At 63.3% G+C, this 26,898-nt stretch carries 25 protein-coding genes; 9 read left to right on the top strand and 16 right to left on the bottom strand.

Translation table 11 applies throughout. The features are described from left to right. Positions 1–382: 382 nt before the first annotated feature. From DNK59_RS31690 to DNK59_RS20415, 8 genes are all read right to left on the bottom strand, one after another. Positions 383–1,303 carry a HEPN domain-containing protein gene (locus DNK59_RS31690; protein ID WP_146249922.1) on the bottom strand — a complete coding sequence of 307 codons (921 nt, stop codon included), beginning with the start codon at positions 1,301–1,303 and terminating at the stop codon, positions 383–385. Beyond that, on the bottom strand, positions 1,304–2,425 hold the full coding sequence (locus DNK59_RS20445; protein WP_146249921.1) for a DUF262 domain-containing protein: 1,122 nt from the start codon (positions 2,423–2,425) through the stop codon (positions 1,304–1,306). A gap of 332 nt (positions 2,426–2,757) precedes the next feature. Next, a complete protein-coding gene (locus tag DNK59_RS20440) occupies positions 2,758–3,558 on the bottom strand; it encodes an amino acid ABC transporter ATP-binding protein (protein WP_110724373.1) in 801 nt (266 codons plus the stop codon). Between the two features lie 16 nt (positions 3,559–3,574). Beyond that, entirely contained in the window at positions 3,575–4,816 is a 1,242-nt protein-coding gene (locus tag DNK59_RS20435) for an FAD-binding oxidoreductase (protein WP_110724372.1), read from the bottom strand. A gap of 46 nt (positions 4,817–4,862) precedes the next feature. Next, positions 4,863–5,573 (bottom strand): ABC transporter permease, encoded by a 711-nt coding sequence (locus tag DNK59_RS20430; RefSeq protein ID WP_110724371.1) that lies wholly within the window; start codon positions 5,571–5,573, stop codon positions 4,863–4,865. Continuing rightward, complete coding sequence (locus tag DNK59_RS20425; RefSeq protein WP_092316082.1) at positions 5,570–6,289, bottom strand: ABC transporter permease; 720 nt, start codon at positions 6,287–6,289, stop codon at positions 5,570–5,572. Before DNK59_RS20425 ends, DNK59_RS20430 begins: the two co-directional genes overlap by 4 nt. Positions 6,290–6,375: 86 nt before the next feature. Beyond that, entirely contained in the window at positions 6,376–7,128 is a 753-nt protein-coding gene (locus DNK59_RS20420; protein WP_110724370.1) for a transporter substrate-binding domain-containing protein, read from the bottom strand. Between the two features lie 16 nt (positions 7,129–7,144). Then, positions 7,145–8,020: a MurR/RpiR family transcriptional regulator gene (locus DNK59_RS20415; RefSeq protein ID WP_110724369.1), complete on the bottom strand. Its 876-nt coding sequence runs from the start codon at positions 8,018–8,020 to the stop codon at positions 7,145–7,147. A 133-nt stretch (positions 8,021–8,153) separates the two neighbouring features. Here DNK59_RS20415 and DNK59_RS20410 point away from each other — a divergent pair, with 133 nt between their 5' ends. The 4 genes from DNK59_RS20410 (at position 8,154) to nahK (ending at position 14,702) form a co-directional block, all read left to right on the top strand. Beyond that, positions 8,154–9,206: an Ldh family oxidoreductase gene (locus DNK59_RS20410; RefSeq protein WP_110724368.1), complete on the top strand. Its 1,053-nt coding sequence runs from the start codon at positions 8,154–8,156 to the stop codon at positions 9,204–9,206. Between the two features lie 224 nt (positions 9,207–9,430). After that, a complete protein-coding gene (locus tag DNK59_RS20405) occupies positions 9,431–10,615 on the top strand; it encodes a porin (protein ID WP_110724367.1) in 1,185 nt (394 codons plus the stop codon). Between the two features lie 336 nt (positions 10,616–10,951). Further along, entirely contained in the window at positions 10,952–12,115 is a 1,164-nt protein-coding gene (gene nosP, locus DNK59_RS20400; protein WP_110724366.1) for a nitric oxide-sensing protein NosP, read from the top strand. Then, the gene (nahK, locus tag DNK59_RS20395) at positions 12,045–14,702 is read left to right on the top strand and encodes a hybrid sensor histidine kinase/response regulator NahK/ErcS' (protein WP_110724365.1); all 2,658 of its coding nucleotides are present in this window, start codon (positions 12,045–12,047) and stop codon (positions 14,700–14,702) included. The genes nosP and nahK overlap by 71 nt, the downstream gene beginning before the upstream one ends. Before the next feature lie 27 nt (positions 14,703–14,729). Here nahK and DNK59_RS20390 read toward each other — a convergent pair whose 3' ends face one another. The 6 genes from DNK59_RS20390 to DNK59_RS20360 all read right to left on the bottom strand — a co-directional run bounded on the left by DNK59_RS20390 (position 14,730) and on the right by DNK59_RS20360 (position 19,942). Then, positions 14,730–15,395, bottom strand: coding sequence for a response regulator transcription factor (locus DNK59_RS20390; RefSeq protein WP_110724364.1), 666 nt, complete (start codon positions 15,393–15,395; stop codon positions 14,730–14,732). Positions 15,396–15,441: 46 nt separating this feature from the next. Next, entirely contained in the window at positions 15,442–15,984 is a 543-nt protein-coding gene (locus DNK59_RS20385; RefSeq protein WP_110724363.1) for a PQQ-dependent catabolism-associated CXXCW motif protein, read from the bottom strand. A 225-nt stretch (positions 15,985–16,209) separates the two neighbouring features. Next, positions 16,210–17,001: an ABC transporter permease gene (locus DNK59_RS20375; protein WP_110724362.1), complete on the bottom strand. Its 792-nt coding sequence runs from the start codon at positions 16,999–17,001 to the stop codon at positions 16,210–16,212. Then, a complete protein-coding gene (locus tag DNK59_RS20370; RefSeq protein WP_110724361.1) occupies positions 16,998–17,756 on the bottom strand; it encodes an ABC transporter ATP-binding protein in 759 nt (252 codons plus the stop codon). Before DNK59_RS20370 ends, DNK59_RS20375 begins: the two co-directional genes overlap by 4 nt. Then, on the bottom strand, positions 17,753–18,727 hold the full coding sequence (locus DNK59_RS20365; protein WP_110724360.1) for a YVTN family beta-propeller repeat protein: 975 nt from the start codon (positions 18,725–18,727) through the stop codon (positions 17,753–17,755). Before DNK59_RS20365 ends, DNK59_RS20370 begins: the two co-directional genes overlap by 4 nt. Positions 18,728–18,757: 30 nt before the next feature. After that, positions 18,758–19,942 (bottom strand): ABC transporter substrate-binding protein, encoded by a 1,185-nt coding sequence (locus tag DNK59_RS20360; RefSeq protein WP_110724359.1) that lies wholly within the window; start codon positions 19,940–19,942, stop codon positions 18,758–18,760. Positions 19,943–20,127: 185 nt separating this feature from the next. Here DNK59_RS20360 and DNK59_RS32130 point away from each other — a divergent pair, with 185 nt between their 5' ends. The 5 genes from DNK59_RS32130 to DNK59_RS20340 all read left to right on the top strand — a co-directional run bounded on the left by DNK59_RS32130 (position 20,128) and on the right by DNK59_RS20340 (position 23,900). Next, positions 20,128–20,250 carry a hypothetical protein gene (locus tag DNK59_RS32130; RefSeq protein WP_019092738.1) on the top strand — a complete coding sequence of 41 codons (123 nt, stop codon included), beginning with the start codon at positions 20,128–20,130 and terminating at the stop codon, positions 20,248–20,250. A gap of 2 nt (positions 20,251–20,252) precedes the next feature. Further along, positions 20,253–21,524 carry a HAMP domain-containing sensor histidine kinase gene (locus tag DNK59_RS20355; RefSeq protein ID WP_110724358.1) on the top strand — a complete coding sequence of 424 codons (1,272 nt, stop codon included), beginning with the start codon at positions 20,253–20,255 and terminating at the stop codon, positions 21,522–21,524. Then, positions 21,524–22,165, top strand: a complete 642-nt coding sequence (locus tag DNK59_RS20350) for a response regulator transcription factor (protein ID WP_047303319.1) — start codon at positions 21,524–21,526, stop codon at positions 22,163–22,165. The genes DNK59_RS20355 and DNK59_RS20350 overlap by 1 nt, the downstream gene beginning before the upstream one ends. A 162-nt stretch (positions 22,166–22,327) precedes the next feature. Then, on the top strand, positions 22,328–22,645 hold the full coding sequence (locus tag DNK59_RS20345; RefSeq protein WP_016967320.1) for a helix-turn-helix domain-containing protein: 318 nt from the start codon (positions 22,328–22,330) through the stop codon (positions 22,643–22,645). Beyond that, complete coding sequence (locus DNK59_RS20340) at positions 22,638–23,900, top strand: type II toxin-antitoxin system HipA family toxin (protein WP_110724357.1); 1,263 nt, start codon at positions 22,638–22,640, stop codon at positions 23,898–23,900. Before DNK59_RS20345 ends, DNK59_RS20340 begins: the two co-directional genes overlap by 8 nt. An 81-nt stretch (positions 23,901–23,981) precedes the next feature. Here the strand turns inward: DNK59_RS20340 and DNK59_RS20335 are convergent, their stop codons facing one another. Both DNK59_RS20335 and exaA read right to left on the bottom strand, forming a co-directional pair. Further along, on the bottom strand, positions 23,982–24,641 hold the full coding sequence (locus DNK59_RS20335; protein WP_110724356.1) for a pentapeptide repeat-containing protein: 660 nt from the start codon (positions 24,639–24,641) through the stop codon (positions 23,982–23,984). A 173-nt stretch (positions 24,642–24,814) separates the two neighbouring features. Next, positions 24,815–26,710: a quinoprotein ethanol dehydrogenase gene (gene exaA, locus DNK59_RS20330; protein ID WP_110724355.1), complete on the bottom strand. Its 1,896-nt coding sequence runs from the start codon at positions 26,708–26,710 to the stop codon at positions 24,815–24,817. Between the last annotated feature and the right edge of the window lie 188 nt (positions 26,711–26,898).

The raw sequence follows: 26,898 nt of genomic DNA, 5'->3' as shown, positions 1-26,898 counted from the left end.
AAGGTGTCCCGCACACAGCCGCCATAACACAGAATCGCAGGCACAAAAAAAGCGTCTGCAACGGTGTTTTGGACGCTGATGCGTCGTTGTAATTCGACCGGCCAAGGTCGTTCGCGGATTTTGCCGCGAGGGCGAACTATAGGGGCGAGTTTTGAATGGTGCAACTACGCATTGACGGAAATTGTTTGAGTGAGTGCGTCGTGGCGTCAGCGATGGTTATACATCTCGTAAATAGTCGTGACCTTAGCTGTTTCTGATCTTTTACTATCAGCAGCTGTTGTCACCTTCAATGGATATGGAAGTTCATCAAAATAACCATTCTGAGTAGATGGTAATCTCACCTAAAAATAACCATGCATTGTTCTGGAAAGGAGGGTGTTTTCTAACTGACGTACCAGTCACTAATACGCCGGCTTTCATCGAGTACAATTAGAAACTCACTTTTTGGTCGCAGCTTTGGTCGTAAATTTATTAATGCGTCTTGTAGATTGTTCCAGTTTTTTATTGAGTGGCCACCTAAAGCTTTTGATTCCTTATATGAGTTTGATGCTTTATGTAGGAATCTGTAATTTAAGGCGTGATTGATGTTGTGATCCTGCATGTTCATATTTAGAGCGGAATCAACCTGTCTGCACCTGGCTTCTAAAATTATATCCAGGGAGGCTGCAATGGTGAGTATTTCGCTTTTGATTGATGCCAGCCAAAGATAATCGTAATTAAAATTTGCTTCATGCGCGCAGCTGTGCCTTCTGCTTGCGGCGTTTTTATATGCTTGTCCTAGATCAGGTAATCCTCCACCTATTGCATCAGAAATAGTTTTCAATGCCCCCCATCCTCCAGTCAGTCCAAAAGCTACAAGGATCTGTGAAACTTCATCAGCAGAAACATTTGAGCCAGAAGATGCAAGGGAAAAGTCGGAGAGTTCAAAGACTGGTCTTGCCGTCGAATGTATCTTCAATGATTCAGTCTGGATGAGCGTGCGCCAGTCGCCACCGTCCTTTTTTTCCATTTTTGCTCGAAATACTAGAGAGCTAAGTGCGTCTAATATTGCGGCATCTTGCAATTTAATTGGGAGTTTTGCAAAGCTTATGCGAGATGCGGATATTTTATTTAATGCCTCGCTAGATCTTTTTTTAATGAAGTCTTCAAGTATGTTAAATGCGACAATGCCCAAGCCTTTTCGCAATAAGTTTGCGACTCCGTTATGGGTGTCCTGAACAATGCCCCTGTCTATTAGCTCGGGCAAATTCTTTGCGGCATTCAAATGCTCAAGCCTGCCAAGTAACTCATCCTTTGCAGTCATTTATAGAGCCTTGAGAGCTTCAGAGAAGGTATTAATACGGTACTCAACGCTTTTGGGGTTTGATGTGAATTGGCTAATGGACTCTAAAAATTCTTCATCGTTATTGAGCAGTGATACTAACGCTTCGCGTACCTTATCTGGCTTGCTCAACGCGTTTGCTCGCTCTGCGGGAGTCAAGAGGCTTGAGCATACCATCTGTACATCATAATAACCTTGGAGGACACGGCTGTTACCATCTGGTTTTTTGAAACTATCCTCCCCCCATACGGCTTCACAAAAATCTAACGAATTTATAAAAATTTCTTTTAATGCCTTCACCTGTCTCTTAGATATTTTATGGAAGTCCTGCATGTAGCTGTCCATTGCAACATCCATATTGCCGTGAAAGTTTTGCCAGTACTCTCGTACGGTGAAAAACCTTAGCACGTATTGCACGTCAATCATTTCGCTAAATACTTTTGATTGCGGCGTTGCCTTTAGTTGGTGTCTAAGATATGGCCTTTCGGACATATCAAATAGCATATTGTTTAACTCTCCGCGAAATGCAACGTTTCTGATTTCTTGGGAGTTAAGTACCACTCCGGCCTTATTTAGTCTCAAGAAAACTTCATGTTTTAAATCAGGGTCGGACTGCCTTAAAAGTGTAACGACTCTAAGGTATGGCCTTATTTTTAGAGCGTTAGAAAGCGAGTCGGGGAGATCCTTGAATCCATTGCCTTCTAGCTCGACAAATTTGTCCAGTCCACTTAAGTTGAACTCCCCTCGCAGGAATTTATTAATCGCGGTGACTCGCTGCTTGCCATCAATGACTGAGTACACACCATATTCATCTTCTGCCAAGTAGATAGGCGGGACTGGTATGTTTAATAGGAATGACTCAATTAGCCCTGAGTTTTTTTCCAATCCCCAGCGTTCTCGGCGCTGATATCGAGGGCTTACATCAATAGCTCCGGAATCAACCATGTCCGAAATGGATTGTAGAGACAGATCGGATTGCTGCAATACTAATGCACTTTGAGAGTCATTAAATCTCGTTAGGATTTTTTTCTCGTTCTTTGACATGTCAGCTACTCGATCATAAAAAGATGGCGTTAAGCTATTATATTTTTTGGTCTTAGGCAAGGGTGTTGATCCAACACGGGGATATGAATAGGGTAGCGCTTGGTAAAATTGCACTCAGCCAAGTATATAAGAGCCTCATCAGCATTTTCGATGAGGACACCTCGTTGCGAAATCGACCTCAGTCAAAGATCATCTGTTGATGACTACTATTCGTTGAGCCCATTTTTTAGTCAGTCGTACTAGTATCCAGAACGGTAGGCTTGGCGTAAGTGGTCCTTGGATTAGTACCCTTTTTGGGGCTGATAGAGACTCTCTCTAAGTCGCTGTTACCACAGTGATGAATATTCCCTAATGCTGAATAAGGGGCGCACAATCCATGGCGCTACCTTCACTCAATGCACAATCTGCGCAAGAAACGCCTTAGCCCTCGGACTCTTCGGCGCCCCAAAAAACGCCTCCGGCGGCGCATCCTCCACAATCCGCCCCCCATCCAAAAACAACACCCGCTCCGCCACCTGCCTTGCAAACCCCATCTCATGGGTCACGCACAACATCGTCATCCCACTCCCGGCCAGCTTCACCATCACATCCAACACCTCACTCACCATCTCCGGGTCCAGCGCCGAAGTCGGTTCATCGAACAACATAATCTTCGGCTCCATACACAACGCCCGAGCAATCGCCACGCGCTGTTGCTGCCCGCCGGAAAGCTGGCTCGGGTACTTATCCGCCTGATTCTCAATCCCCACCTTGGCCAGAAACCCCCGCGCCAGTTCTTCAGCCTTTTTCCGCGATAACCCGCGCACGGTGATCGGCGCCAGGGTGCAGTTGTCCAGCACGCTCATGTGCGGAAACAGGTTGAAGTGCTGAAACACCATGCCCACCTGGCTACGCACCTGGGCCGCTTCGCGGGTGTTTTGCGAGAGGTCGGTGCGGTCCACCAGGATCCGGCCTTTTTCGGCAATCTCCAGGCGGTTGATGCAGCGGATCAGGGTGGATTTGCCTGAGCCGGAAGGCCCGCAGAGGACGATGCGTTCGCCCTGGCGCACTTTGAGGTCGATGTCGTGCAAGACGTGGAAGGCGCCGTAGAACTTGTTCAGCCCGGCAATATCGATCACCACTTCACGCGGGTCGGCAATGGGCTGGGCGAGCGCTTGGGAGGCGGCGGAAAGCGGGGCGGTCTGGGTCAGCATGGCGGTTCTCCGTCGGTCAGTTGAAGCGCTCGGCACGGTAGGGGGTGGGGTCGGTAAACGGGGTTTCACCGGTGACCAGCTGCGCCAGGAGTTGGCCGCTCACCGGGCCCAGGGTCAGGCCGTGGTGGGCGTGGCCGAAGTTGAACCACAGGCCGGGGTGGCGCGGGGCCGGGCCGATTACTGGGCACATGTCCGGCAGGCACGGGCGGCGGCCCAGCCAGGGTTCGGCGTCGAGGCGTTCGCCCAGGGGGTAGAAGCGCCGGGCCAGGGCTTCGCAGCGGCGTAGTTGGATTTCGTTGATGGGGTCGTCGCAGTCGGCGAATTCGATGCCGGTGGTCAGGCGGATGCCACCCACCATCGGCGCCAGGACGTAGCCGCCCACCGGGTCGAGGATCGGGTGCTGCAAGCGGGTGCCGGGCACGGCGGCGTAGTGCATGTGGTAGCCGCGCTTGATCGCCAGGGGAATGCGGTAGCCCAGGGGTTCGAAGATGCCGCTGGCTTGCGGGCCCAGGGCCACCACCACTTCCTGGGTGGTAATGGGGCCGAGTTCGCTCTGTACCTGCCAGCCGCCGTCGACCTGGGTCAGGGTCATGGCGTCGCCGATGACGAATTGGCCGCCGCGCTGCTTGAACAGTTCGGCATAGCCACGGGTCAGGCCGCCGGGGTCGCTGACGGTCTTGGGGTCGAGCCAGTGCAGGCCGCCTACTACGTCTTGGTGCAGGCCGGGTTCCAGGGCCAGCAGGGCGGCGCGGTCCAGGACCCGGTAGTTGAGCTGGTAGTCGCGCAGGTCGGCGGCGGCGCTTTGCGCGGTTTCGAAGGCCTGTGGGTCGTTGAAGGCTTCGAGCCAGCCGCCGTCGGCGATCAGTTCCAGCATGTTGGCCGGGCGGGCCAGGGCCAGGTGTTCGGTCACGCAGCGTTCGATCAGCGGCAGCATGGCGCGGGTCGCGGCGGCCAGGCCCTTGGCCGAGGAGTGGCGCCAGTATTGCAGCAGCCAGGGGCCGGCCTTGGGCAGGTGGCGCAGGCTGTAGCGCACGTCCGATTGCTGGTTGAGGCCGTAGCGCACCAGCTTGGTCACTTCCCGGGGGAAGGCGTAGGGGATCACGCTGGCGCGTTCGATCAGTCCGGCGTTGCCGTGGCTGGTGCCGTTGCCGGGGGGCTGGCGGTCCAGCAGGACCACCTGGCGGCCGCGGGCCTGCAGGTGCAGGGCGCTGCTGACGCCGACGATTCCGGCGCCCAGAACGAGGGTTTGGCAATGCATGTTTCAGTCCTTATGACAGGGGCCGCGCGGCGGCCCGCTCAAGGGTTCAGTTCAGGTGCCGGCCCAGGCGGCCTTCCAGGTATTTGAGGCTGCGCCGCACACCTTCGACGATCAGCAGGTAGAGCACCGCGGCCCATAGGTAGATCTGGAAATCGAAGCTGCGGGAGAAGGCCAGTTTGGTCACCCCCATCAGGTCGTAAATGGTCACCAGGGAGGCGATAGCGCTGGCCTTGATCATCAAAATCAGCTCGTTGCCCAGCGGCCCGATGGCGATCAGCAGCGACTGCGGCAGTATCACTTTGCGAAACGCGGTCCAGCGCGACAGGCTCAGGGCCTTGCAGGCTTCGCGCTGCCCTTGGGCCACGGCCAGCAGGCTGCCACGCAGGATCTCCGCCTGGTAGGCGGCGGTGTTCAGGGTGAAGGCCAGCAGGGTGCAGAACCACGCCTCGCGAAAGAACCACCACAGGCCCACGTCCTGCCAGAAGCCTTTGAACGAGCCCAGGCCGTAATACAGCATGAACAGCTGGGCCAGCAGCGGCGAGCCGCGAAAGAAGTACACGTAGGCCCCGGTAAAGCGCCGCAGCAACTGGTTATTGGACAGCCGCCCAAGGGCAATCAGCAGGCCGAGCACGGCGCCCAGGCTGAAGGAAATCGCCACCAGCTTGGCGGTCACCAGCAGGCCGTCGATAAAGCGCGGGCCATAGCGTTCCAGCAGCTCCTGGTTGAGGAACAGGTTCAGCAGGTCATCCAGGCTCATGGTTGCAGGCTCCGTTGTGCACGGTTGAAGCGCCGTTCAAGAAAGCCGAACAGGTGCCCCGACAGCGCCGAGAAGAACAGGTAGCCCAGGCACGCCACGCTGTAGAACAGCATGGGTTCCTTGGTCACGCTGACCGCGAGGTTGGTCTGGCGCATCAGGTCCACCAGGGAAATGGTCGACACCAGGGAGGTGTCCTTGAGCAGCGACAGCCAGTTGTTGGACAGGCCCGGCAGGGCGATGCGGGTCAGTTGCGGCAGCAGCACCCGGTTGAAGGTGGTGCGCCGCGACAGGCTCAGGGCGCTGGCGGCTTCGTATTGGCCCTTGGGCAAGGTCTTGAACGCGGCCAGCCAGATTTCGCTGGAGAAGGCGGCGAACACCAGGCTGAAGGCGATCATCGCGGCGACGAAGGTGTTGATCGCCACTTCACCGGGGTAGCCCAGGGCGCCGAGGATCTTCTGCGCGGCAATCTGGCAGCCGTAATAGATGATCAGCAGGGTCAAGAGCTCCGGCAGGCCGCGAAACACCGTGGAAAAGGTCGTGGCCCAGGCCCGCGCCCAGCGGTTTTTCGAGCGCGCGGCCAGGGCCACCAGCAGGCCCAGGGGCAGGCCGATGGGCACGCAGGCGAGCGCCAGGGCAATGGTCACCAGGGCCCCGGCGAGCAGGGCCGAGCCCCAGCCGCCGCTGGCGAAGGACAGGAGTGACAGCTGTTCGAACATGCGCGAACCCTCTGGAAGATTGAACCGTGCAGGGCGCCGCCGCGCTCAAGGGAACGCGGGGCGTGGGCTGCGGCAAAGGCGAGCGGTCAGTAGATGTCGAAGGCGAAGTAGCGGCTGGAGATCTTTTTGTAGGTGCCGTCGGCGACGATCTCGTCCAGGGCCTGGTTCAGGCGCTCGCGCAGGGCGTTGTCTTCCTTGCGCACGGCGATCGAGGCGTCGGCGGTGGTGCCGTTGACGTCGCCGATGATCTTGCAGCAGTCCTTGCCGGCGCTTTCGGCCCAGGCCAGTAGCGGGAACTTGTCGGCGATCACCCCGTCCACGCGGCCGGCGGCCAGGTCGCTGTTGGCTTCGTCCAGGGTCGGGTAGAACTTCACGTCGGCGCCGGCCGGGCCGTAGTGGTCCTCGGCGTAGATGGCCTGGGTCGAGGAGGCCTGGGCGCCCACGGTGCGGCCCTTGAAGTTGGTCTGGGCGTCGGTGATGTCCGAGTCCTTGGCCACCGCCACCGACAGCGGGGTGCGGTAGTAGTGGTTACTGAAGGCGATCTTTTTCTTGCGCTCGTCGGTGGCGATCATCGAGGCCACCACGGCGTCGTATTTCTTCGCCAGCAGCGCCGGGATGATGCCTTCCCAGTCCTGGGCGACGATGGTGCACTGGACCTTCATGCGTTCGCACAGGGCGTTGGTGATGTCCACGTCAAAGCCGTGCAACTGGTTGTTGGAGTCCACGTAGTTGAAGGGCGGGTAGGCGCCTTCGGTGGCGATCTTCAGGGTTTCGGCCTGGGCCGCGGAGGCGGCGAAGACCAGGGCGCAGGCACTGGCGAAGCGGACGACGTGGTTCATGGAGCACCTCGGTTATTTATTGTTTTGCGCGGGTGGACGATGTGTAGCCAACAAATTCGTTATGCAGGGCGGCCGTGGCTTCCAGGCGTTTTTCCACCTCGGGCCCCAGGTGCTTGCACACCTCGTTGATCAGCAGGTGCACCAGCGACAGCATGGCCGCGGTGGATTCCCAGAACAGGTTGAACTCGGTGGGCACGCGGAACACCTCGTCGGCGTTCTGCTCGGCCCAGTCGCAGAAGGTGTCGGTGACCAGGGTCACCGGAATCCCGGCCTCGCGGGCCTTGTGGCACAGGGTCAGGGCGTGGCGCGAATAGCGCCGGGCCTCGAACACCACCAGGGCGCAGTCTTCGGCGGGGCTGAGCAGCACGTCGGCGAAATGCCCGGCGGCGCCGTCCACCAGGTGCACGCCGTCGCGCAGGTATTGCAGCAGGTGGACCATGGAGGCGGCGATACCGCGCTCGGTCTGGAACCCCGCCACGTACACCCGGCGCCGGCTGGCCAGGCGCTGGACCACGGTCTGCCAGGCCGGGGTCAGGCTGTATTCATAGACCTTGACCAGCGCCGCCACTTCCAGCTCGAAGCTGCGCGGCAGGCCCTGGGCCGCCGGGTTGGGCTGCTGGCGAAATTCCTGCAGGCGGTCGCCCACCAGCCACGGGCCTTCGCCGAGGTCGTTCTTCAGGTCGTTTTTCAAATCCTTGAAATGGCTGTAGCCGATGGCGCGGCAGAAGCGGCCGACGCTGGATTCGCTGACGCCGAGTTTTTCGGCGATGTCGGCGGCGGTCTGGAAGGGCAGCTCGTAGAGGTTGGCCAGCATGTAGCTGGCAATCGCCCGGCCCGACGCGGTGGCGCTGGACAGGCTGCTTTCAAGGCGTTGTTTGATGGGCTGGCTCATGGCCGCTCCTTGTTTTTATTGACCGCTGGAAACGGAAAATGAATGTTTTCTGTCATGAAGTCAATATTTGACAGTTAACTGGCGTGACGCGATAGTCAGGCGCCTTCCAATAACAATTCCAATGGAGCCACCCATGTCCGAAGCGACCCTGGCGCCGGCCGCCGTCGAGTACCTCGACCTGCCTGCCTTGACCGACTTGCTGCAACGTATCTTCCTGCGTCACGGCACCAGCGCCACCACGGCCCGGGTGCTGGCCGACAACTGCGCCCGGGCCGAGCGCGACGGCTCTCACAGCCACGGGGTGTTCCGCATACCCGGTTACCTGTCGTCCCTGGCCAGTGGTTGGGTGAACGGTCAGGCCGTGCCGCAAGTGGAGGATGTGGCCCCCGGCGTGGTGGTGGTGGACGCCGCCGGCGGCTTCGCCCAGCCGGCCCTGGCGGCGGCCCGCGCGCTGCTGCTGAGCAAGGCCCGCAGCGCCGGGATCGCGGTGCTGGCGATTCGCAATTCCCATCACTTCGCCGCCCTCTGGCCGGATGTCGAGCCCTTCGCTGAAGAAGGCCTGGTGGCCCTGAGCCTGGTCAACAGCATGACCTGCGTGGTGCCCCACGGCGCCCAGCGGCCGCTGTTCGGCACCAACCCGATTGCCTTTGCCGCCCCCCGCGAGGGCGCCGAGCCAATCGTTTTCGACCTGGCCACCAGCGCCATTGCCCACGGCGATGTGCAGATCGCCAAGCGCCAGGGCCAGCAGTTGCCACCGGGCATGGGGGTGGACCGCGATGGCCAGCCCACCTGCGATCCGGCAGCGATTCTCGACGGCGGCGCCTTGCTGCCCTTTGGCGGGCACAAGGGCTCGGCGCTGTCGATGATGGTGGAGCTGCTGGCGGCGGCGCTGACTGGCGGCAACTTCTCCTTCGAGTTCGACTGGTCGCAACACCCGGGTGCGCAAACGCCCTGGACCGGGCAACTGCTGATCGTCATCGACCCCAGCCACCTGGGCGGTGGGCGTTTTGCCCAGCGCAGCGGCGAGCTGGTGCGGCAGATGCAGGCCGTGGGCCTGGAGCGCATGCCCGGGGACCGGCGCTATCGCACCCGAGCCAAATCCCTGCAGGAAGGCATTCCCCTGGCCGCCGCCGAGCTGGCGCGGCTGCGGGCCCTGGCGGGTGATGATGAGACGGGTGACGACTAGACGGCCGACGACCAAGGGCTTCATCCCTTGGCACCCGGGTCCATGAGCCCTTGGTGTTACTCCTGGTAGTGGGCCGGGTAGCGGGCCGGTCGTGGATCGGATTTGCCGCTCCCTGCCAGCCCCGCCAAAGCACTGGCAATCTGCCTCCAAGGCAGCCTGTCAGTGCGCTGGGGCCCTTTCGATAATCGCCTCCGACATTTCGTCCCCCGTTTGCGGAGCGCGCCATGCATAACAATAAGAACTGCCAGTACCCTCTGATTCCGGCCCTGCTCGTCGGCCTGTCGACCCTTGGCCTGGGCACTGTCGCCGAAGCCGAGATCATGCTGTACGACAAGGACCAGACCACCTTTTCCACCGACGGCTACATCAACGCCTTCTACGTCAACAGCAATGTCGACCGCGCCGGCGAGCAGTACGACCGGCGTCAGGCGCGGGTCAAGATGGGCTTTCTGCCCAACTACCTGGGCTTCAACATGGGCAAGCAGGTGGACGACCTCAAGCTCGGCGCCCGGGCCTCGTTCTGGGTGACCATCAACGACAGCGAGACCAACGGCACCGACACCGCCATCGATGTGCGCCAGTTCTACGGCACCGTGGCCAACCCGGAGTGGGGCGAGGTGCTGATCGGCAAGGACTTCGGCCTGTTCGCCCGTTCCAACATCCTGCTCGATGAAATGCTCGCCGGGTACGGTCAGGTCAGCGACAGCCTGGGGCTGGTGGACGGCGGCGGGGTGTCGTTCGGCAACATTGGCAGCGGTTATCCCTATCCGTTTCCGTCGTCGCAAATCACCTACCGCAGCCCGCTGATGGACGGCCTGCGGGTGGCGGTGGGCATCCTCGACCCGGTGGACACCAACGACAGCAGCGCCCTAGGCAAGGCCTACCAGAAGAACCCGCGCACCGAGAGCGAGATCACCTACCAGTTCGACCTGGGCGGGGCCACGTTCTACAGCTGGCTCAACGGCAGCTACCAGACCTCCGACAACACCGACCCCAACGTGCAGTCGGTAACCTCCAAGGGCCTGGGCTATGGCCTGCAGGCCAAGATGGGCGGCCTGTCGCTGACCGGTTCCGGGTTCCAGGCCAAGGGCATCAATCCGTTCTTCACCAACAACGCCGGCGAAGCCACCCTGCGTAACGTCGACAGCAAGGGCTACCTGCTGCAGGGCTCGTACAAGCTGGGCAAGAACCGCCTGGCGCTGTCCTACGGCAAGACAAAGGACGACGGCAACGGCGTGGTCGGCAGCGGCGCCGATTACCAGACCCGGGGCGTGGCGCTGTTCCACGACATCAACGACAACCTCAAGCTGGTGGCCGAGTACAACCAGTTCGAGATCGACGGCCACCACACCAGCGCCCAGAACGAAAACACCGACACCTTCGCCGTGGGCGCGGTCCTCACCTGGTAAAAGCAGCGGCAAGCGGCAAGTGATTAGCTGCAAGTGGTTGGTGTTGTTCTTGCGGGCTTTGGGGCGCCGCCAATTACAAGGTTGCACAAAAAAACTGTGGTGAGCGAGCTTGCTCGCGCTGGAAGGCGCAGCCTTCCCAAGGTCTGAATCCGTGGTCTGTCTGGTAGATCGCGGATTCAGGGTTTGCGGCCGCTGCGCGGCCGAGCGGGAGCAAGCTCCCTCGCCACAACCCGCGCCTACGCCCATGGAACCGGCTACCCGCTACCCAAGTAGCATTCGTGCCCCGGGGCGGGCTTCGTACACTCAGTGCTCAGATAACCCGCGCCGGAGGCGACGATGCAGCAAGCCCAGAGCGAGGGTGTGGTCAGTGCCATGTCTCAGGCGGTCGATCCGCAGCAGGTGGCTCAGGATCTGGCCTGTCAGTTGCTGCATCCGCACCTGGGTTTTGTGTTGTTCTTCTGTTCCGCCGAGTACCCGCTGCAAGCCCTGGGCACGGCCTTGCAGCAGAGCTTTGGCGGCATCGCCCTGGTGGGCTGCACCAGCGCCGGGGAAATCACCCCGCTGGGCTACGGGCGCAATTGCGTGACCGCCATCGGTTTCGATCACCGGCATTTCTCCATCGCCGCCGAGCTGATCGACCAGATGGAACACTTCAGCCTGATCGACGCTCAGCAGATGGTCGAACGCCTGGTGGGCGGTTGTCGCAGCAACACCCTGGCGCCGATCAAGGGCAACAGCTTCGCCCTGACTTTGCTGGACGGCCTGTCGAGCCGCGAGGAGATGGTCCTGGCGGCCCTCAGTGCGGCCCTGGGGGACATTCCGCATTTCGGCGGCTCGGCCGGCGACGACAATTACCTGACCCACACCCACGTGTACTTTGGCGGCGAGTTCCACAGCGGCGCGGCGGTGGTGGTGCTGGTCAACACCTGGCTGGATTTCGAGGTGTTCACCACCCACCACATCCTGCCGCGGGAAGAAAAGCTGGTGGTCACCGGCGCCGACAGCGCCTCGCGTCGGGTCTATGAGCTGAACGCGGAGCCGGCCGCCGAGGAGTATGCGCGGCTGATCGGCGTGCCCCTGGATCAGCTCGACCACCGGGTGTTCGCCGCCCACCCGCTGGCGGTGCGCATCAACCAGCACTACTACGTGCGCGCGGTGCAGCAGGTGCACCCGGACCTGAGCCTGAGTTTCTACTGCGCGGTGGAGAACGGCATCGTTCTCACCGCCATGACCCCTGGTCCCTTGCTGCCCAACCTGCAGCAGCTGTTCGACGGCTTGCAGCAGCGCCTCGGCGGGCTGTTGCTGACCATCGGCTGCGACTGCTTTTTGCGCCGCCTGGAGCTGGAGGGGCAGGGCAGCCTGGAGCGCATCGGGGCCTTTTTGCGGGAACAGCGGGTGATGGGTTTCAACACCTACGGAGAACAGTTCAATGGCATGCACATCAACCAGACCTTCACCGGGGTCGCCATTGCCCGCAGTCGAACTCCGGCCCGCCGCTGAGCTGCAAGCGCAGCTCGACTGCCTGCAACGCGAGAACCGCAAGCTGCGGCGGATCAACAGCGCGCTGATCGAGCGGGTCGAATCCGGCGTCACCCGGGGCAACGATCCCTATGCGGCGTTCCAGCATTCGGTGGTGCTGGCCGAGCAGGTGCGCGAACGCACCGACGCCCTGAACCAGGCCATGGCCGAGCTCAAGGCCGGTAACCATTTGCTCAGCGAGGCGCGGCTGCGGGCCGAGACGGCGCACCAGCACCTGATCGACGCCATCGAGAGCATTTCCGACGCCTTCGTGCTGTTCGACCAGGAGCAGCGCATCGTGCTGTTCAACAGCCGCTTCCGCGCCTTCTGGACTCACAGCCGGGTGCGGATCATGGCCGGCATGCGTCTGTCGGAAGTGCGCCGGCTGATGACCAGCACCGGGCTGTTCAGCGAGGAACCGCGCAGCGCTGGCGACGAACAACTGCTGTATCGCCTGCACAACGGCCGCTGGTTGCAGGTCAGCGAACGGCCGACCCGGGAAGGCGGGCGGGTGATCCTGTTCACCGACATCACCGAGGTCAAGCACAGCGAAACCCTGCGCCGGGAACAGGCGGTGGCGCAAAAATCCCACCTGCTGCAACGGGCGGTGGACAACCTGTCCCAGGGCGTGGCCATGGTCAACGCCGAGGGCATCCTCGAACTGTGGAACCGGCGCTTCCTCGAACTCAGCGGGTTGGCCCCGGTGGCCGCGCACCGCTTGTTCGCTGAGGTCATCGGCGACAGCGAGCTGAGCCTGCTGACCCCCGTCAGCCGCGACCTCAATGGCCGGATGATCCACGAATGCGAACAACGCCTGAGCGATGGCCGGGTGCTGGAGATCCGCACCCATCCGCTGCCCACCGGCGGCTTCGTCAACACCTTCACCGACATCACCGAGCGCTACCAGCACGCCGAGGCCCTGAGTGAAAGCGAGCGCTGGATCCGCCTGATCACCGACCATGTGCCGGCGCTGATCGCCTACCTGAATGCCGATCTGGTGTATGAGTTCACCAACAAGGTCTACGAGGAATGGTACTGCTGGCCCCGCGGCGTGATGCTCGGCCAGAGCCTGCGCGAGGCCCACAGCGAACAGCATTACCAGCGCCTGGAGGCCTATGTGGAACGGGCCCTGGCGGGGGAGAGCGTGACCTTCGAATTCGCCGAAACCAACGTCAACAACCAGGAGCGCTATATGCTGCGCTCCTACGTGCCCAACCGCCTGGCCAATGGCGAGGTGGTGGGGATCTTCGTGCTGATCCGCGACATCACCGAGCGCCGGCGCACCGCCGAGGCGCTGCATCAGGCCTATCAGAACCTGGAGCTGCGGGTGCGCGAGCGCACCGCCGAACTGACCACCCTCAACCAGCAACTGCTGCGCGAGATCGAAGAGCGCAGCCGGGTCGAATCGCGGCTGCGCGAGGCCAAGGCCGAGGCCGAACGGGCCAACCTGTCGAAGACCAAATTCCTCGCCGCGGTCAGCCATGACCTGCTGCAACCCCTGAATGCCGCGCGGCTGTTCACCAGCGCCTTGCTGGAACGTCGCGACCCCCAGGCCAGCAGCGCCCTGGTGCGCAATGTCAGCAACTCGCTGGAGGATGTGGAGAACCTGCTGGGCACCCTGGTGGATATTTCCAAGCTCGATGCCGGGGTGATCAAGGCCGACATCGCGCCGTTCGCCCTGAGCGAGCTGCTGGAAAACCTCGCCGCCGAGTATGCCCAGGTGGCCCGCAGCGAGGGCCTGGAACTGCACTTCGTGGCCTGCTCGGCATTGGTGCGCAGCGACATCCAGCTGCTGGCGCGTATTCTGCGCAACCTGCTGAGCAACGCCATCCGCTACACCCGCCAGGGCCGGGTGGTGCTCGGTTGCCGGCGCCAGGGGCACTGGCTATCGATCGAGGTTTGGGACAGCGGCATGGGCATCGCTGCCGAGCGCCTGGAAGAAATCTTCCAGGAGTTCAAGCGCGGCGAAGAACAGCGTCCGGACCAGGATCGCGGCCTGGGCCTGGGGCTGGCCATCGTCGAAAAGATCGCCGGGATCCTCGGCCACCGTATTGGCGTGCGCTCCTGGCCGGGGCGCGGTTCGGTGTTCAGCGTGCAAGTGCCGCTCAGCGCCAGCGCGCCCTTGCCGGCGCCGCGCCTGGAACTGGGCGAGGCCCTGCTGGAGCGTTTGCAGGGCGCGCGGATCTGGGTGCTGGATAACGACGCGGCGATCTGCGCCGGCATGCGCACCCTGCTCGAAGGCTGGGGCTGCCAGGTGATCACCGCCTTGTCCGAAGAAGACCTGGCGCGCCAGGTCGACGACTACCGCGCCGACGCCGATCTGTTGATTGCCGACTACCACCTGGACCACCAACAGAACGGCATCGACGCCGTGGCGCGGATCAACGCCCGCCGCGCCCTGGCGATCCCGGCGATGATGATCACCGCCAACTACAGCAACGACCTCAAGCAGCAACTGCGCGAACTGGGCCACACCCTGATGCACAAACCGGTGCGCCCAATGAAACTCAAGACCGCCATCAGCCACTTGCTGAGCGGCAAGCTTCAAGCGGCGAGCTTCAAGCTGTAAGCGCCAAGCTTGAGGCTTGCCGCTGCTTCACCTCCGCAGGTAGGCGCCGAAATCGATGTCCCCGGCACTGAGGATCGCTTGCACCCGGTTGTGTACGTTGAGCTTGCGCAAAATCGCCGAGACGTGGGCCTTCACTGTGGTTTCGGCAATGTCCAGGGTGTAGGCGATCTGTTTGTTGGATTCGCCCTTGGTCATGCGTTCCAGCACCAACAGCTGTTTGCGGGTCAGGGCCTGGAGCAGTTCCGGGGGGAAGCTCGGGGCCTCGCTGCTGCGTCGCCCTGGCTGGCTCTTCTGGGTGCGGATGATGTCCGGCGGCAGGTACACGTTGCCGTTGAGGATCTGTTCGATGGCCTCGGTCATCTGTGAGCGCGCCGAGGATTTGGTGATGAAACCCACGGCGCCGTAGGTGATGGCCTGGAGCACGATCTGCTTGTCTTGCTCGGCGGAGACGATCACCACCGGAATGGTCGGCGCTTCGTTGCGCAGGGTGATCAGGCCGTTGAGGCCGTGCATGCCGGGCATGTTCAGGTCGAGCAGGATCAGGTCCAGGTCGTCGTGCTCCTGGGTCAGGGCCAGGGCGCTGTCCAGGTCGGCGGTTTCCATCACCTCGCTGCCGGGAAATCCGTCGCTGATGACGTTGTGAATGGCTTCGCGAAACAGTGGGTGATCGTCGGCTATCAGAATTTTATACATGGCCTTTCACCTCGTTATTGTCAGTGTGCGGGGGGCTTTTGCGGCTTCAGGGAAAGGCTTCCGGCTGGGCCGCCACCACGGGCAACCCGGCGGCTTCCCAGGCGTCCAGGCCGTCGCGATACCAGTAGAGGGAGGTATAGCCCAAGGCTGCGGCGCGTTTTACCGCGTTCCAGCTCAGCCAGCAATCGGCGCGGCAATAAAACACCAGCGGGTGTTGTCGGTTGCCGGCGCTGAGCTGCTCCAGGTAGCGGCTGAAGTAGCCTTGCCACTCGGGGCTCAGTTCGCCGTCGCCGGTATTGGCCAGCCAGTGGCTGCCGGGCAGGTTGGCGTGGGGTTCGCTGTCGATGAAGCGGCCTTGCAGCCATTGGCGGCGATAGACGTCGATCAGCAGGGGCCTGGGTTGGGCCTGGAGCAGGGCCTGCAAACCCTGGGTGTCGATGATCTGCGCCGCCTCGACCTGGGTAGGCGTCGGGCTGCGGTAGAGGCTGGTGCGATAGCCGTCGGCGGAAAACAGCGGGGTTTCGGCCTGGGCCATTCCCAGGGTCAGGCTCAGGGACAGCAGGGCCAGGGTCTGCAGGGCACGGGGCATAGGGGGGATGTCCTTCTTGTTATGCGCCCATTACATGCCAGGGCGATGGCATTTGTGAATGCGACCATCGACAGCAAAAGCAGTACCAAAGTCGTAGATCGCCCGCGGGCGCGCACTGTGTAGGAGCCGGCTTGCCGGCGAAAGGGGCCTTGGGTCTTGCGCTGGGCTTGCGGGCCTCTTCGCTGGCAAGCCAGCTCCTACGGTGGGTTGGGTATGGCCGGGGGCTCAGGTGCTTTTGCGCAGGGCGGCGTGCTGCGGGTTGAAGGTCAGCACCGCCAGCATCGAGAACACCAGGGTCAGGCCCAGGCACACGGCCAGGGCCAGCAGGTTGAAGCGTTCATACAGGGCGAAGCGCACCAGCTCCACGGCGTGGGTGAAGGGGTTGAGGGCGCACAGCCAGTACAGCCACTGGCTGGCCTCTTGCATCTTCCACAGCGGGTACAGCGCCGAGGACAGGAAGAACAGCGGGAAGATCACGAAGTTCATCACCCCGGCAAAGTTCTCCAATTGGCGGATGGCGTTGGACAGCAGCAGCCCCAGGGCGCTGAGCATCAGGGCCACCAGCAGCAAGGCCGGCAGCGCGACCAGCAGGCCCAGGGCCGGTGGCTGCACGCCATACAGCCAGGCCACGGCGAGGAAGGCGTAGACCTGCAACAGCGAGATCAGCGAGGTGGCCAACAGCTTGCTGGCCAGCAGGAAGGCCCGGGGCAGGGGGCTGGTGAGCAGCACGCGCATGCTGCCCATTTCCCGGTCGTAGACCATCGACAGCGAGCCCTGCATGCCGTTGAACAGCAGGATCATGCAGGCCAGCCCCGGGACTATGTAGACCTCGTAGGGAATGTAGGTGCTGTAGGGCTCGATGATGGCGATGCCCAGGGCCGCGCGAAAACCGGCGGCGAACACCAGCAGCCACAGCAGCGGGCGCACCAGGGCGCTGAGAAAGCGTGTGCGCTGCAGCACGAAGCGCAGCCATTCGCGCAGCACGATGCCGCGCAGGCACTGCCAGTAGGCGTTCATGCGTGGGCTTCTCCGATCGGCGCCGGGCGGGGCTGGGCATTCTGGGTCAGGCGGGCGAAGGCCGCGCTCAGGTCGCCACCCTGTGCCTCACTGATGGCGCTGGCCACGCCGCTGGCCACCAGGCGCCCCTGATGCAAGATCAGCAACTGGTCGTCGGCCTGCACTTCGTCCAGCAAGTGGGTGGTCCAGAGCACGCTCAGGCGTTGTTCCTGGCACAGCTGGCGGATGTGCCGGTTGAGCGCCAGGCGGCTGGCCGGGTCGAGGCCGGCGCTGGCTTCGTCGAGCAGCAGCAAGCGCGGCTCGTGCAGCAGGGCGCGGGCGATTTCCACCCGCCGCCGATGCCCGCCATTGAGGGCGCGCACGCTGTCCCGGCGCCGTTCGGTGAGGCCCTGGCGTGCCAGTTCGGCATCGATCCGCGCCTGTCCCTGGCGCCGCGACAGACCGTGCAAGGCGGCGTGGTAGTGCAGGTTCTGCTCGACGCTCAGGTCCAGGTCCAGGGTGCTTTGCTGGAACACCACGCCGAGCTGGCGCAGGGCGGCGCGGGCGGCGTTGCGCAGCGAGCAGCCGCCGACGCGGATGTCGCCCTGCTGCAGGTCGTAGAGCCTTGTGAGCAGGGCGATCAGGGTCGACTTGCCGGCGCCGTTGGGGCCCAAGAGCGCGGCAAAGCGTCCGGGAGCCAGGCTCAGGCTGACCTGATCGAGGGCCTGGCGCGGGCCATAGGCGAAGCTCAGCTGGCTGACCTCCAGGGCGTTCATGGGGTGACCACCACGCCCCAGGGATAGCGCCCGACCTTCACTGACTTGAGCACCTTGAGGCTGTTCACATCGATCACCGAGACATCGCCGCTGACCCCGTTGGTGGCCAGCAGCTGGCTCTGGTCCGGGGTGAATGCCAACTGCCAGACTCGGCGCCCCACCAGCAGGTAGTCGAGGATCTCGAAGGTCTTGGCGTCGATCACCGCCACGTGGTTGGCCGGGCCCAGGGCGACGAAGGCGTACTTGCCGTCGGCGCTGAGCTTGATGCCCACCGGCTGCACCTTGTCCGGGTGCACGCCCTTGATCTTGAAGTTCAGGGTCTTGAGCACCTGGCGCGTGGCCACGTCGAGGATGGTCACGGTGCCGCCGATTTCCGCCGAGGCCCAAAGCCTTGAGCCGTCCTGGTTGAACTCGACGAAGCGCGGACGCTGGTCCACCAGGGTGCTGTCGGCCAGGGTCTGGGTGCTGGTGTCGATCCAGTGCAGCATGTTGGTGGTTTCGCTGGTGTTCACCGCCCACTTGCCGTCGGGGCTGACCGCCATGCCTTCGGGCTCGACCCCGACGTTGATCTGGCCGAGGACCTTGGCGGTCTCGGTGTCGATCACCGTGACCAGCGCGTCGTCCTCGTTGGACACGTACAGCCAGCGGTTGTTGGGGTGCAGGGCGAACTGCTCGGGGTCTTTGCCCGAGGGCAGCTCCTTGACGATCTTGCGGGTGGCCACGTCCAGCACCTGGACCCGGTCCGAATCGCTGGCGCAGATGTACAGCAGCTTGTTGTCATGGGACAGCAGCAGGCCGCGTGGGCGCTGGCCCACCGGCAGCGTCTCGGTAACCTCCAGGGTCTGCAGGTCGATCAGGCTCAGGCTGTTGTCCTTTTCGTTGGACACCCAGGCCGTGGCGGCCATGGCGTGCCCGGCGGCGAGCAGCAGGGCCGCGCAGAGGGCGGAGCGGCAGAGAAGGGGGCGGCGCATGGCGGATTCCTTGTTGTTGTGGTTATCGGATCAGGGGTAGCGGCAGGTCACTTCGGGACGGTCGTAGCCCAGGCTGTCCATTTCGTTGAAGGGGTGCAGGAAACCGTCCTGGGGCGAGGTGCTGACCAGGGCCCGGGGCTGCACCAGGGGAATTGGTTGGCGCAGTTCGCCGTTCCACGGGCGGTAGCTGAGCTTGCGACCCTTGAATCCGTCCAGGGGCAACTGGTCGCTGAGCAGCAGCGCTTGCAGGGCCCGAGGCTCGGCCTGGCGCAGTTTGCTCACCGCGCTGGCGACGCTGCGCACGGCCATCCAGGCGGCGAAGTCGCGGTCGTTCATCCAGCGCCCGGCCTGGGCTTCGAAACGCTTTTGCAACTGCGCGGCGCCGAAGGTCTCGACGCTCTTGTGCCAGCCGGTGGGGGTCAGGCCCTGGGTGCCGGCCACCGGGCGCGGGTACCAGGTCTGGTAGGGCAGGTATTCGCCGAAGTCGCCGCGCTCGTCGGCCACCAGCACCACGTCGTATTCGGCGGTCTGGGTGAACAGCGGCATATCGGCCTGGGCGCTGCGGCGCTGGTCGTTGTCGAAGGTCCAGGCCTTCTCGGCGACGATCTTCAGGCCGAAGCGCTGCATGGCCCGGCGCAGGGCATCGGCGTAGGCGCGGTCGTCCTCGGTCTGGCCGACGATGAGCAAGGCCCGCTGCCATTTGCGCAGCGCCATGAATTGCACCAGGGCGTCGGCCAGCATCGCCCGGCCGGGCAGGCTGTGCAGCACATTGCCCAGGCACTGGCTGCTGCGCAGGCGGTCGTCGGGGCTGCCGGCGTTGAACAACAGGCTGTCGGGCAGGGCGGCGGACAGTTCGCGCAGGCTGGCTGCCGGGGCATTCACCACGAACAGCCGCAGGCCCTGGTCGTGCTGGGCCTTGGCCGCTTGCAGCAGCGCCTCGGGGCTGTCGACGCTGATGCTGTCGAGCTGGAACTGTTGCTTGAGAAAGCGTCCGGTGCTGTTGCTGTCGACAATCGCCAACTGCGCGCCTTGCAGCCCGGCGTCGGCGGGCTCGGGGATGATGTTCGACAGCAGCGGGCCGGGATCGGGGCGATAGCCCAGGTAGCCGATGCGCACCTGCAAGGGTTCCTCGCTGGCCTGGCTGGTGCTCAGGGGCAACAGGAGCGAGGCCAGGACCAGCAGGCAAGTCGGGATGAGCGGGGCAGGCTGGTGCATAAGGCACTCCACGGCAGGTGGGGCCAGCATAGGAACAGCACCGGGGCGGGGAAATATGCAGAAAGTAGCGCCCGGGCAGTACCAAGGTAGTAACCCGGTGCGGGTGCGGCGGTCTTAGCATGGTTCCAACTGCCCCGACCCTGGCCCGAATCCGCCCCCGAGCCCGAACCTAGAGAGCGACGCCCATGCGCATCATCAAAGTGCTGCTCCTGCCCTTGCTGCTGATCCTCAGCCTGATCGGCGTCGATCGCCTGCACGGCCCGCGTCCGGTCGTGCCCCTGGCGGTGCCGCTGGTTCCGGGGCGCTAGGCGTGTCGGCGCTGTGGCGGATCAACCTTTGGGTGACCGCGTTCTTTGCCGTGGTGACCCTGGCCTGCGCCGGCTTGCTGCTGCATCAGGCGGTGGCCGATGTCGAGCGTGAATTGCAGTCCGCCGAGGCAGTGGTGGAGTACCTGAGCGACAGCGCCGAGCGCAACCCCGCGGGCCTGCAACCGCATCTCACCCAGAGCCTGCGCCATGTGCGGGTGCACTGGCTGGGGCCGGATGAGGCGGCGCGCATGCCCGAGCAGGCCGGGCTGGACGCCTGGCTTGGCCGCCAGCTGTTCAGCGACCGCCGCCACAGCGCCCGCGAACTGGACCTGGGCGACGGCCGCCGGGTGCTGATCGCCGTGGACGCGCGCGACGAGATCGACGAAGTCTGGGATTCCCTGCAACAGCTGCTGAGCCTGTGCGGCCTGGCCTTGCTCCTGAGCCTGCTGACCATCCGCTGGGCAGTACGCCGTGGCATGGGCTTGCTGGATGATCTGCTGCGGGCCTTGCAGCAGGTGTCCGGCGGGCAACTGGCGGTGCGCCTGCGCGAAACCGGCCTGCCGGAAGCGCGGCAACTGGCCGGGCACTTCAACCGCATGACCACGACCCTGGAACAGACCCGCGCCGACAACGCGCAACTGACCCAGGCCCTGCTGGCGGTGCAGGAGCGCGAGCGCACCTACCTGGCGCAGACCCTGCACGACGACCTCGGGCAATACCTGGCGGGCATCCGCGCCCAGGTCTGCCTGCTGCGCATGGTCAGCAACCAGCCGACGGTGGTGGAACACACGGCCCAGGCCCTGGAACTCAATTGCGAGCGCTTGCAGCAAGGCTTTCGCGCCCTGGTGCAGGACCTGTACCCGGTGGTGCTGCAGCACCTGCCGCTGGCCGAGGCGGTCGGCCTGCTGGTGAACCAATGGCAGGACAGCCAGGGCATCGACTGCCAATTGCGGGTTGGTGCCGACCTGCCGGTGTTGCCCGACGCGAGCAAGACCCACCTCTACCGCCTGCTGCAAGAAGCGCTGACCAATGTCGCCCGGCACGCCGATGCCAGCCAGGTACGGGTGCGCCTGCAACGCAGCGCCCGGGGCCTGCGCCTGCTGGTGCGCGACAACGGTTGCGGCGCGCACCAGCCCCAGCGCCCCGGCGTCGGCCTGCACTCAATGGCCGAACGGGCCCGCAGCCTGGGCGGCGAACTGCAGATCCTCAGCCGTCCCGGCGCCGGTTGGGCGCTGGCCTTGAACATGCCCCTGAACATGCCCATGGAGGCCTGATGAACATCTTGTTGGTGGATGACCACGCCGTGGTCCGCCAGGGTTATGCCAGCCTGCTGCGCGCGGTGTTGCCGGCGATGCAGGTGCGCGAAGCGGCCAGCGGCGAAGAGGCCCTGACCCGAGTGGCCGAAGAAGTGCCGAACCTGGTGATCATGGATTTCGGCCTGCCGGGCATCAGCGGCCTGGAGACCACCCGCCGCCTGCGCCAGCGCCTGCCGCAACTACGGGTGCTGTTCTTCAGCATGCACGACGAACTGCCGCTGGTGCGCCAGGCCCTGGAGGCCGGCGCCTCGGGCTACCTGACCAAGAACTCCGCGCCCCAGGTGCTGATCGAAGCCGTGCACCGAGTACTGGCCGGGCATGCCTACATCGAACAGCCCCTGGCCACGCAACTGGCCTGCACCCCGGCGCAGAATGCCAGCGACCCGCGTCTGCAGAGCATGACCCAGCGCGAGCTGGAGATCTTCGTGATGCTGGCCAAGGGCACCCCGGCGCGGGTGATTGCCGAGCAGCTGTGCATCAGCGCCAAGACCGTGTCCAACCACCTGACCTTGCTCAAGAGCAAGCTGCAGGTCAGCTCCCATGCGGAACTGGTGCATCTGGGGATTGATATGGGGGTGGTGCGGGTGAGCAGCGGCTAGTTACAAGTGGTAAGCGGCAAGATAAATCCAGTATTTTGCTTATTATTTTGCTAATTCACGGGATAAAAATCAGATTTATGAAGTTATTGGGTTCTTCATAAGTTTCCAGAGTAACTCTATAATTTTGAGTGTTAAGTGTGATTTAAGGGTTTAACACTCTATATGCTGAATTTAACGCTTGCCAGGCCGGATGAGGTGCTCAAGCTGCTTTGCACCCGCCTGCGCCAGGAACGCCTGTCCCAGCAGATGACTCAGGCCGAGGTCGCCGCCCGTGCCGGCATCGGGGTTGGCACCCTGTCCAATCTGGAAGCCGGGCGTAGTGTCGCATTCGACAGCGTGGTTCGCGTGGCGATGGTGCTGGGGCGTCTTCGCGAGCTGGAGCAATTGTTCCTGCCGCAGCTGGACAGCCTCGACGACATCCTCCGTTATGAACAGGGCGCCCAGCGGCAGCGCGTCAAAAGGAAGTCCGCCGATGCTTAAGCAAGTCGATGTCTACTACGACGGTTGGGGGGAGCACTGGCGCTGGGGTTCGCTGGTATCCACGACGGCGCTGACCGGCCGCCCCTTGATTGCCTTCGAGTACAGCGAGGAGGCACAGGATCGCGGCCTGGAACTGTCGGCCTTGCGCTTGCCGCTCAAGGGCCCGAGGCTGCGTCGGGACTTTCCCGATCATCAACTGTGGCTGCCGGGGCCGGTCTATGACTCGCTGCCTGACGGTTGGGGCATGTTGCTGATGGATCGCTTGTTCAAACGCCGTGGTCTCAACCCCGCGCAGATTGGTCCTTTGGAGCGACTGACCTATATCGGCACCCAAGCCATGGGCGCGATGTCGTTCGAGCCTGTGGCGCCGGAGCTGTTCATGGCGCCTGAAGAGGTTCCCCTTGAGCGACTGGCGGCCGAAGTTCAGGAGGTGCTCCATGGTCAGGGCGGGGAGTTTCTGCAGCGACTGCTGCGCATGGGCGGCTCGCCGCAGGGCGCTCGACCCAAGGCCTTGCTCTATCGCGACCCTGCGGGAGGGCGTTTCAGCACGGCGGCGGCATCTGGTCTGGAAGCCTGGTTGATCAAGTTCCCGGGAGCGGGTGAACACCCCGAGGTCTGTGCTATCGAAGCTGTCTACGCGCAATGCTTGCGCGAATGCGCCATCGAAACGTCGGACAGTGAACACTTCGAGCTACCCAATGGGCAGGCGGCCTTCGCCACCCGAAGATTCGACCGGCACAAAGACATGCGAGTGCCCATGCAAAGCCTCGCCGCCTTTACCGGTGCGGACTACCGAGCAGCCGGGGCGCTGGACTACAGCAATTTCCTGCGGGCAACCCAGTACTGTTGCAATGATGTGCGGGAAAAGGCGCTGGCCTTTGCCCGGATTGTGTTCAACGTGGCGTTCAACAACCGCGACGACCACCCGAAGAATTTTGCCTACCTCATGTCGTCGGGCGGCCAGTGGAAGCTGGCGCCGGCTTACGACGTGACCTTCTGCGAGGGGCCGGGCGGCTATCACCAGATGGACGTATTGGGCGAGGCGTTGCACATCACCCGCAAGCACTTGCTCAGGCTCGCGGCGGTGGAGGCGGAACTCTCGGCGAGGGAGGCCACCGATATCATCGAGCACATCAGCCAGGTTGCCAGCGGCTTTACCCGCAGCGCCCGGTCCCGGTTTCCGGGTGGCATCACCGTGGACACCCTGAGCATGATTCAGGCGCGCATCGACGAAAACCTTGCGCGACTCAGCTAGCGTGGCTGTAGCTGCTATTGAACTGGCGATTGCTCCAATAGCAGGCACAGTGAGGCGCTTGGTAATGCCTGGGGCAACGGCCTATTTATCCCATGTCCCCGGACACCCCTGGCACCCCTCCATATTGGCATCCTGAAAATTCCCATAATGCTGCCGCGCCCCGCGCAGATCGGCGCGTGCCAGGTTGCTCTCGCCCAACTTGGCTTCCTGCAGATTGGCCTCGCTCAGATTGGCCCCTTGCAGATCGGCCTTGTTCAACCAGGCCATCTCCAGATCGGCCGCTTGTAAGTTGGCCTGGTGCAGTTTGGCTCCGGACAGCCGGGCAAATTGCAGGTAGGCCGCGCTGAGGTTGGCGTTCTTAAATTGCGCGCCCTGGGCAAACAGGCCCCAGCCCTGAATCGCCATCAGCTTGGCGTCGGTGAAGTCCGCTAGCCGCAGGTTGCTTTGTTGCAGGCTGGCGCGGGTCAGGTTGGCGCCGGAGAGGCGGGCCTGTTCCAGGTTGGCCAGGTCCAGTTGGGCATGGCGCAGGTCGGCGCCGGAGAGGTCGGCGCCGGTCAGGTTCATCTTGCGCAGGTCCTGGTTGGCCAGGTGGGCGCCGCGCAGGTTGGCGCCGGGGCATTGGCTGGATTCGGCGATCAGGCAGCCGTTGATGGTCAGGGGCACGTCGTTGCCGTCGTCGTCGACGTTCACCGCGAAGGCGGGGGACAGGCTCAACAGCAGGACCAGGGGCAGGTAGTTCATGGTGCGGTTCTCCAGGCGGGAGTGGAGGCGGGTGGGGCGAGGGCGCGGGCTGGCGCCCTGGGGGACGTAGCCGTGGTGAACCCGGCCCCTGGGGTGTGTCGGGCACATCCCAGGGGCTGGTTTTGGGGCCGCTGTGCGGCCCAGCGGGAGCAAGCTCCCTCGCCACCAGTCGGTCAGCGTTGGGCGGTCTTGTTATCCCAGCTCGGGATCTTGAACACCCAGAACGAGCCGCCTTGGGCCACTGGCTTGGTCAGTTCGGCCATGTCGCCGCCCCACAGCGGCACTGCGCCGCCGTAGCCCACGGTCACGCCGATGTACTGCTCGCCGTCCTGTTCCCAGGTGATGGGCGGGGAGACGATGCCGCTGCCGGTCTGGAATTTCCACAGCTCCTTGCCGGTCTTGGCGTCGAAGGCCTTGAAGAAGCCGTCGCCGGTGCCGGTGAACACCAGGTTGCCCTTGGTCGCCAGGACCCCGGCCCACAATGGCAGGTGTTCCTTGTGCTCCCACACCAGCTTGCCGGTGGTCGGGTCCATGGCGCGCAGGGTGCCGACGTGGTCGTCGTACATGCGCTTGATGCGAAAACCCATGCCCAGGTAGGCCGAGCCTTTCTTGTAGTTCACTTCCTCGGTCCAGTACTCCTCCTTCCACTGGTTGCCGGGGATGTAGAACAGCCCGGTGTCCTGGCTGTAGGCCATGGGGTTCCAGTTCTTGCCGCCGAGGAACGGCGGCGAGACTTCCACCGGCTTGCCCTTGGTTTCGCCCGGCAGCGGTTTGGCTGGACGCTGGCCGGGGTTCTCCACTGGGCGCCCGGTCTTGAGGTCGATGTGGCTGGCCCAGGTGATGTTGTCGACGAAGGGGAAGGCGTTCTGCAGTTTGCCGTTGTTGCGGTCGACCACGTAGAAGAAGCCGTTGCGGTCGGCGTGGCCGGTGGCCTTGACCACCTTGCCGTCCTTGCCCTTGTAGTCGAACAGCACCAGTTCGTTGTTGCCGGAGAAGTCCCAGGCGTCGTTGGGGGTGTGCTGGTAGAACCATTTCACCTCGCCGGTGCTCGGGTCGACGCCGACCTGGCCCGAGGTGTAGAGGCTGTCGTAGTCGTGGGGGTTGCCGTCTTTGGCGGTGCGCGCCCAGGTGTTCCAGGGCCCCGGGTTGCCGGCGCCGACGATGATGGTGTTGGTTTCGGCATCGAAGCTGGCGCTCTGCCAAGGGGCGCCGCCGCCGTGGCTCCAGGCTTCGACCTTACCGGTTTCGGTGGTCTTGTCGTCGGGCCAGGACGGCGCCTTGACGTCGCCGGTGGGGGTGCTGTCCTTGCCGTTCAGGCGGCCCATGTGGCCTTCGACGAAGGGCCGCATCCACACCTCTTCGCCGGTGTCCGGGTCGCGGGCGAACAGCTGGCCGACCACGCCGAATTCATCGCCGGAGCTGCCGTGGATCAGCAGCACCTTGCCGCTGGTCTTGTCTTTGATCAGCACCGGGGCGCCGGTCATGGTGTAGCCGGCGCTGTGGTCGCCGAACTTCTTGTTCCACACCACCTTGCCGGTGTTCTTGTCCAGGGCGATGACCCGTGCATCGAGGGTGCCGAAGTAGATCTTGTCGCCGTAGATCGCCGCGCCGCGGTTGACCACGTCGCAGCACGGGCGAATGTTGTCCGGCAGGCGGTGGTTGTAGGTCCACAGGCGCTTGCCGGTCTTGGCGTCGAGGGCGAACACCCGGGAGTAGGAGCCGGTGACGTAGACCACGCCGTCGCTGACGATGGCCTGGGATTCCTGGCCGCGCTGCTTCTCGTCGCCGAAGGAGTAGGACCAGGCCGGGGTCAGCTTGAACACGTTCTGGTCGTTGACCTGGGCCAGGGGGCTCCAGCGCTGGGCGTTGGTGCCCATGCCGTACTGCAGCACGTCCTTGGTGGTCAGGTGGTCGTTGGCGATGTCTTCCCAGGTCACGTTCTTGCTGGCAGGTGCCGCCGGGGCGGTGGCCGCTGTGGCCGCCGCGCCCAGGGACAGGCTGCCGGCCAGCAGCAGGGCCTGGACGGCGAGGCTCAGAGGGGAGAGGGCGGGTAGCGATCTTATTGTCATGGTTGCAGTTCCCAGTGGAGGTTTTGGCCTGACTAGGGTCTGCCGTGGGGTGGGTGTTGAGATACGGAAAAAGTCCCGCCCTTGCCGGGAATAGTTCCCGGGCGGCACCTGATTTAGGCCCGCGCCACAAGCCCTACTACCAAGGGAGTAGGGCGCGACCACCAAAGCAGCATACGGCCACCCGCCGG

The sequence above is a fragment of the Pseudomonas sp. TKO26 genome, from assembly GCF_003225665.1.
GTDB classification, from domain to species: domain Bacteria; phylum Pseudomonadota; class Gammaproteobacteria; order Pseudomonadales; family Pseudomonadaceae; genus Aquipseudomonas; species Aquipseudomonas saponiphila.
This window is presented reverse-complemented; position numbering and strand designations above follow the sequence as displayed.

What these genes read in the sequence shown, in the direction of transcription:
- DNK59_RS20415 (WP_110724369.1), bottom strand. Translation starts at nt 8,020, where the DNA reads ATGAGCCAGCCCATCAAACAACGCCTTGAAAGCAGCCTGTCCAGCGCC.
- DNK59_RS20405 (WP_110724367.1), top strand. Translation starts at nt 9,431, where the DNA reads ATGCATAACAATAAGAACTGCCAGTACCCTCTGATTCCGGCCCTGCTC.
- DNK59_RS20375 (WP_110724362.1), bottom strand. Translation starts at nt 17,001, where the DNA reads ATGAACGCCTACTGGCAGTGCCTGCGCGGCATCGTGCTGCGCGAATGG.
- DNK59_RS20440 (WP_110724373.1), bottom strand. Translation starts at nt 3,558, where the DNA reads ATGCTGACCCAGACCGCCCCGCTTTCCGCCGCCTCCCAAGCGCTCGCC.
- DNK59_RS20340 (WP_110724357.1), top strand. Translation starts at nt 22,638, where the DNA reads ATGCTTAAGCAAGTCGATGTCTACTACGACGGTTGGGGGGAGCACTGG.
- DNK59_RS20350 (WP_047303319.1), top strand. Translation starts at nt 21,524, where the DNA reads ATGAACATCTTGTTGGTGGATGACCACGCCGTGGTCCGCCAGGGTTAT.
- DNK59_RS20430 (WP_110724371.1), bottom strand. Translation starts at nt 5,573, where the DNA reads ATGAGCCTGGATGACCTGCTGAACCTGTTCCTCAACCAGGAGCTGCTG.
- DNK59_RS20365 (WP_110724360.1), bottom strand. Translation starts at nt 18,727, where the DNA reads ATGCGCCGCCCCCTTCTCTGCCGCTCCGCCCTCTGCGCGGCCCTGCTG.
- DNK59_RS20345 (WP_016967320.1), top strand. Translation starts at nt 22,328, where the DNA reads ATGCTGAATTTAACGCTTGCCAGGCCGGATGAGGTGCTCAAGCTGCTT.
- DNK59_RS31690 (WP_146249922.1), bottom strand. Translation starts at nt 1,303, where the DNA reads ATGACTGCAAAGGATGAGTTACTTGGCAGGCTTGAGCATTTGAATGCC.
- DNK59_RS20370 (WP_110724361.1), bottom strand. Translation starts at nt 17,756, where the DNA reads ATGAACGCCCTGGAGGTCAGCCAGCTGAGCTTCGCCTATGGCCCGCGC.
- DNK59_RS20425 (WP_092316082.1), bottom strand. Translation starts at nt 6,289, where the DNA reads ATGTTCGAACAGCTGTCACTCCTGTCCTTCGCCAGCGGCGGCTGGGGC.
- DNK59_RS20420 (WP_110724370.1), bottom strand. Translation starts at nt 7,128, where the DNA reads ATGAACCACGTCGTCCGCTTCGCCAGTGCCTGCGCCCTGGTCTTCGCC.
- nahK (WP_110724365.1), top strand. Translation starts at nt 12,045, where the DNA reads ATGGCATGCACATCAACCAGACCTTCACCGGGGTCGCCATTGCCCGCA.
- nosP (WP_110724366.1), top strand. Translation starts at nt 10,952, where the DNA reads ATGCAGCAAGCCCAGAGCGAGGGTGTGGTCAGTGCCATGTCTCAGGCG.
- DNK59_RS20385 (WP_110724363.1), bottom strand. Translation starts at nt 15,984, where the DNA reads ATGCCCCGTGCCCTGCAGACCCTGGCCCTGCTGTCCCTGAGCCTGACC.
- DNK59_RS20435 (WP_110724372.1), bottom strand. Translation starts at nt 4,816, where the DNA reads ATGCATTGCCAAACCCTCGTTCTGGGCGCCGGAATCGTCGGCGTCAGC.
- DNK59_RS20390 (WP_110724364.1), bottom strand. Translation starts at nt 15,395, where the DNA reads ATGTATAAAATTCTGATAGCCGACGATCACCCACTGTTTCGCGAAGCC.
- DNK59_RS32130 (WP_019092738.1), top strand. Translation starts at nt 20,128, where the DNA reads ATGCGCATCATCAAAGTGCTGCTCCTGCCCTTGCTGCTGATCCTCAGC.
- DNK59_RS20335 (WP_110724356.1), bottom strand. Translation starts at nt 24,641, where the DNA reads ATGAACTACCTGCCCCTGGTCCTGCTGTTGAGCCTGTCCCCCGCCTTC.
- DNK59_RS20360 (WP_110724359.1), bottom strand. Translation starts at nt 19,942, where the DNA reads ATGCACCAGCCTGCCCCGCTCATCCCGACTTGCCTGCTGGTCCTGGCC.
- DNK59_RS20410 (WP_110724368.1), top strand. Translation starts at nt 8,154, where the DNA reads ATGTCCGAAGCGACCCTGGCGCCGGCCGCCGTCGAGTACCTCGACCTG.
- exaA (WP_110724355.1), bottom strand. Translation starts at nt 26,710, where the DNA reads ATGACAATAAGATCGCTACCCGCCCTCTCCCCTCTGAGCCTCGCCGTC.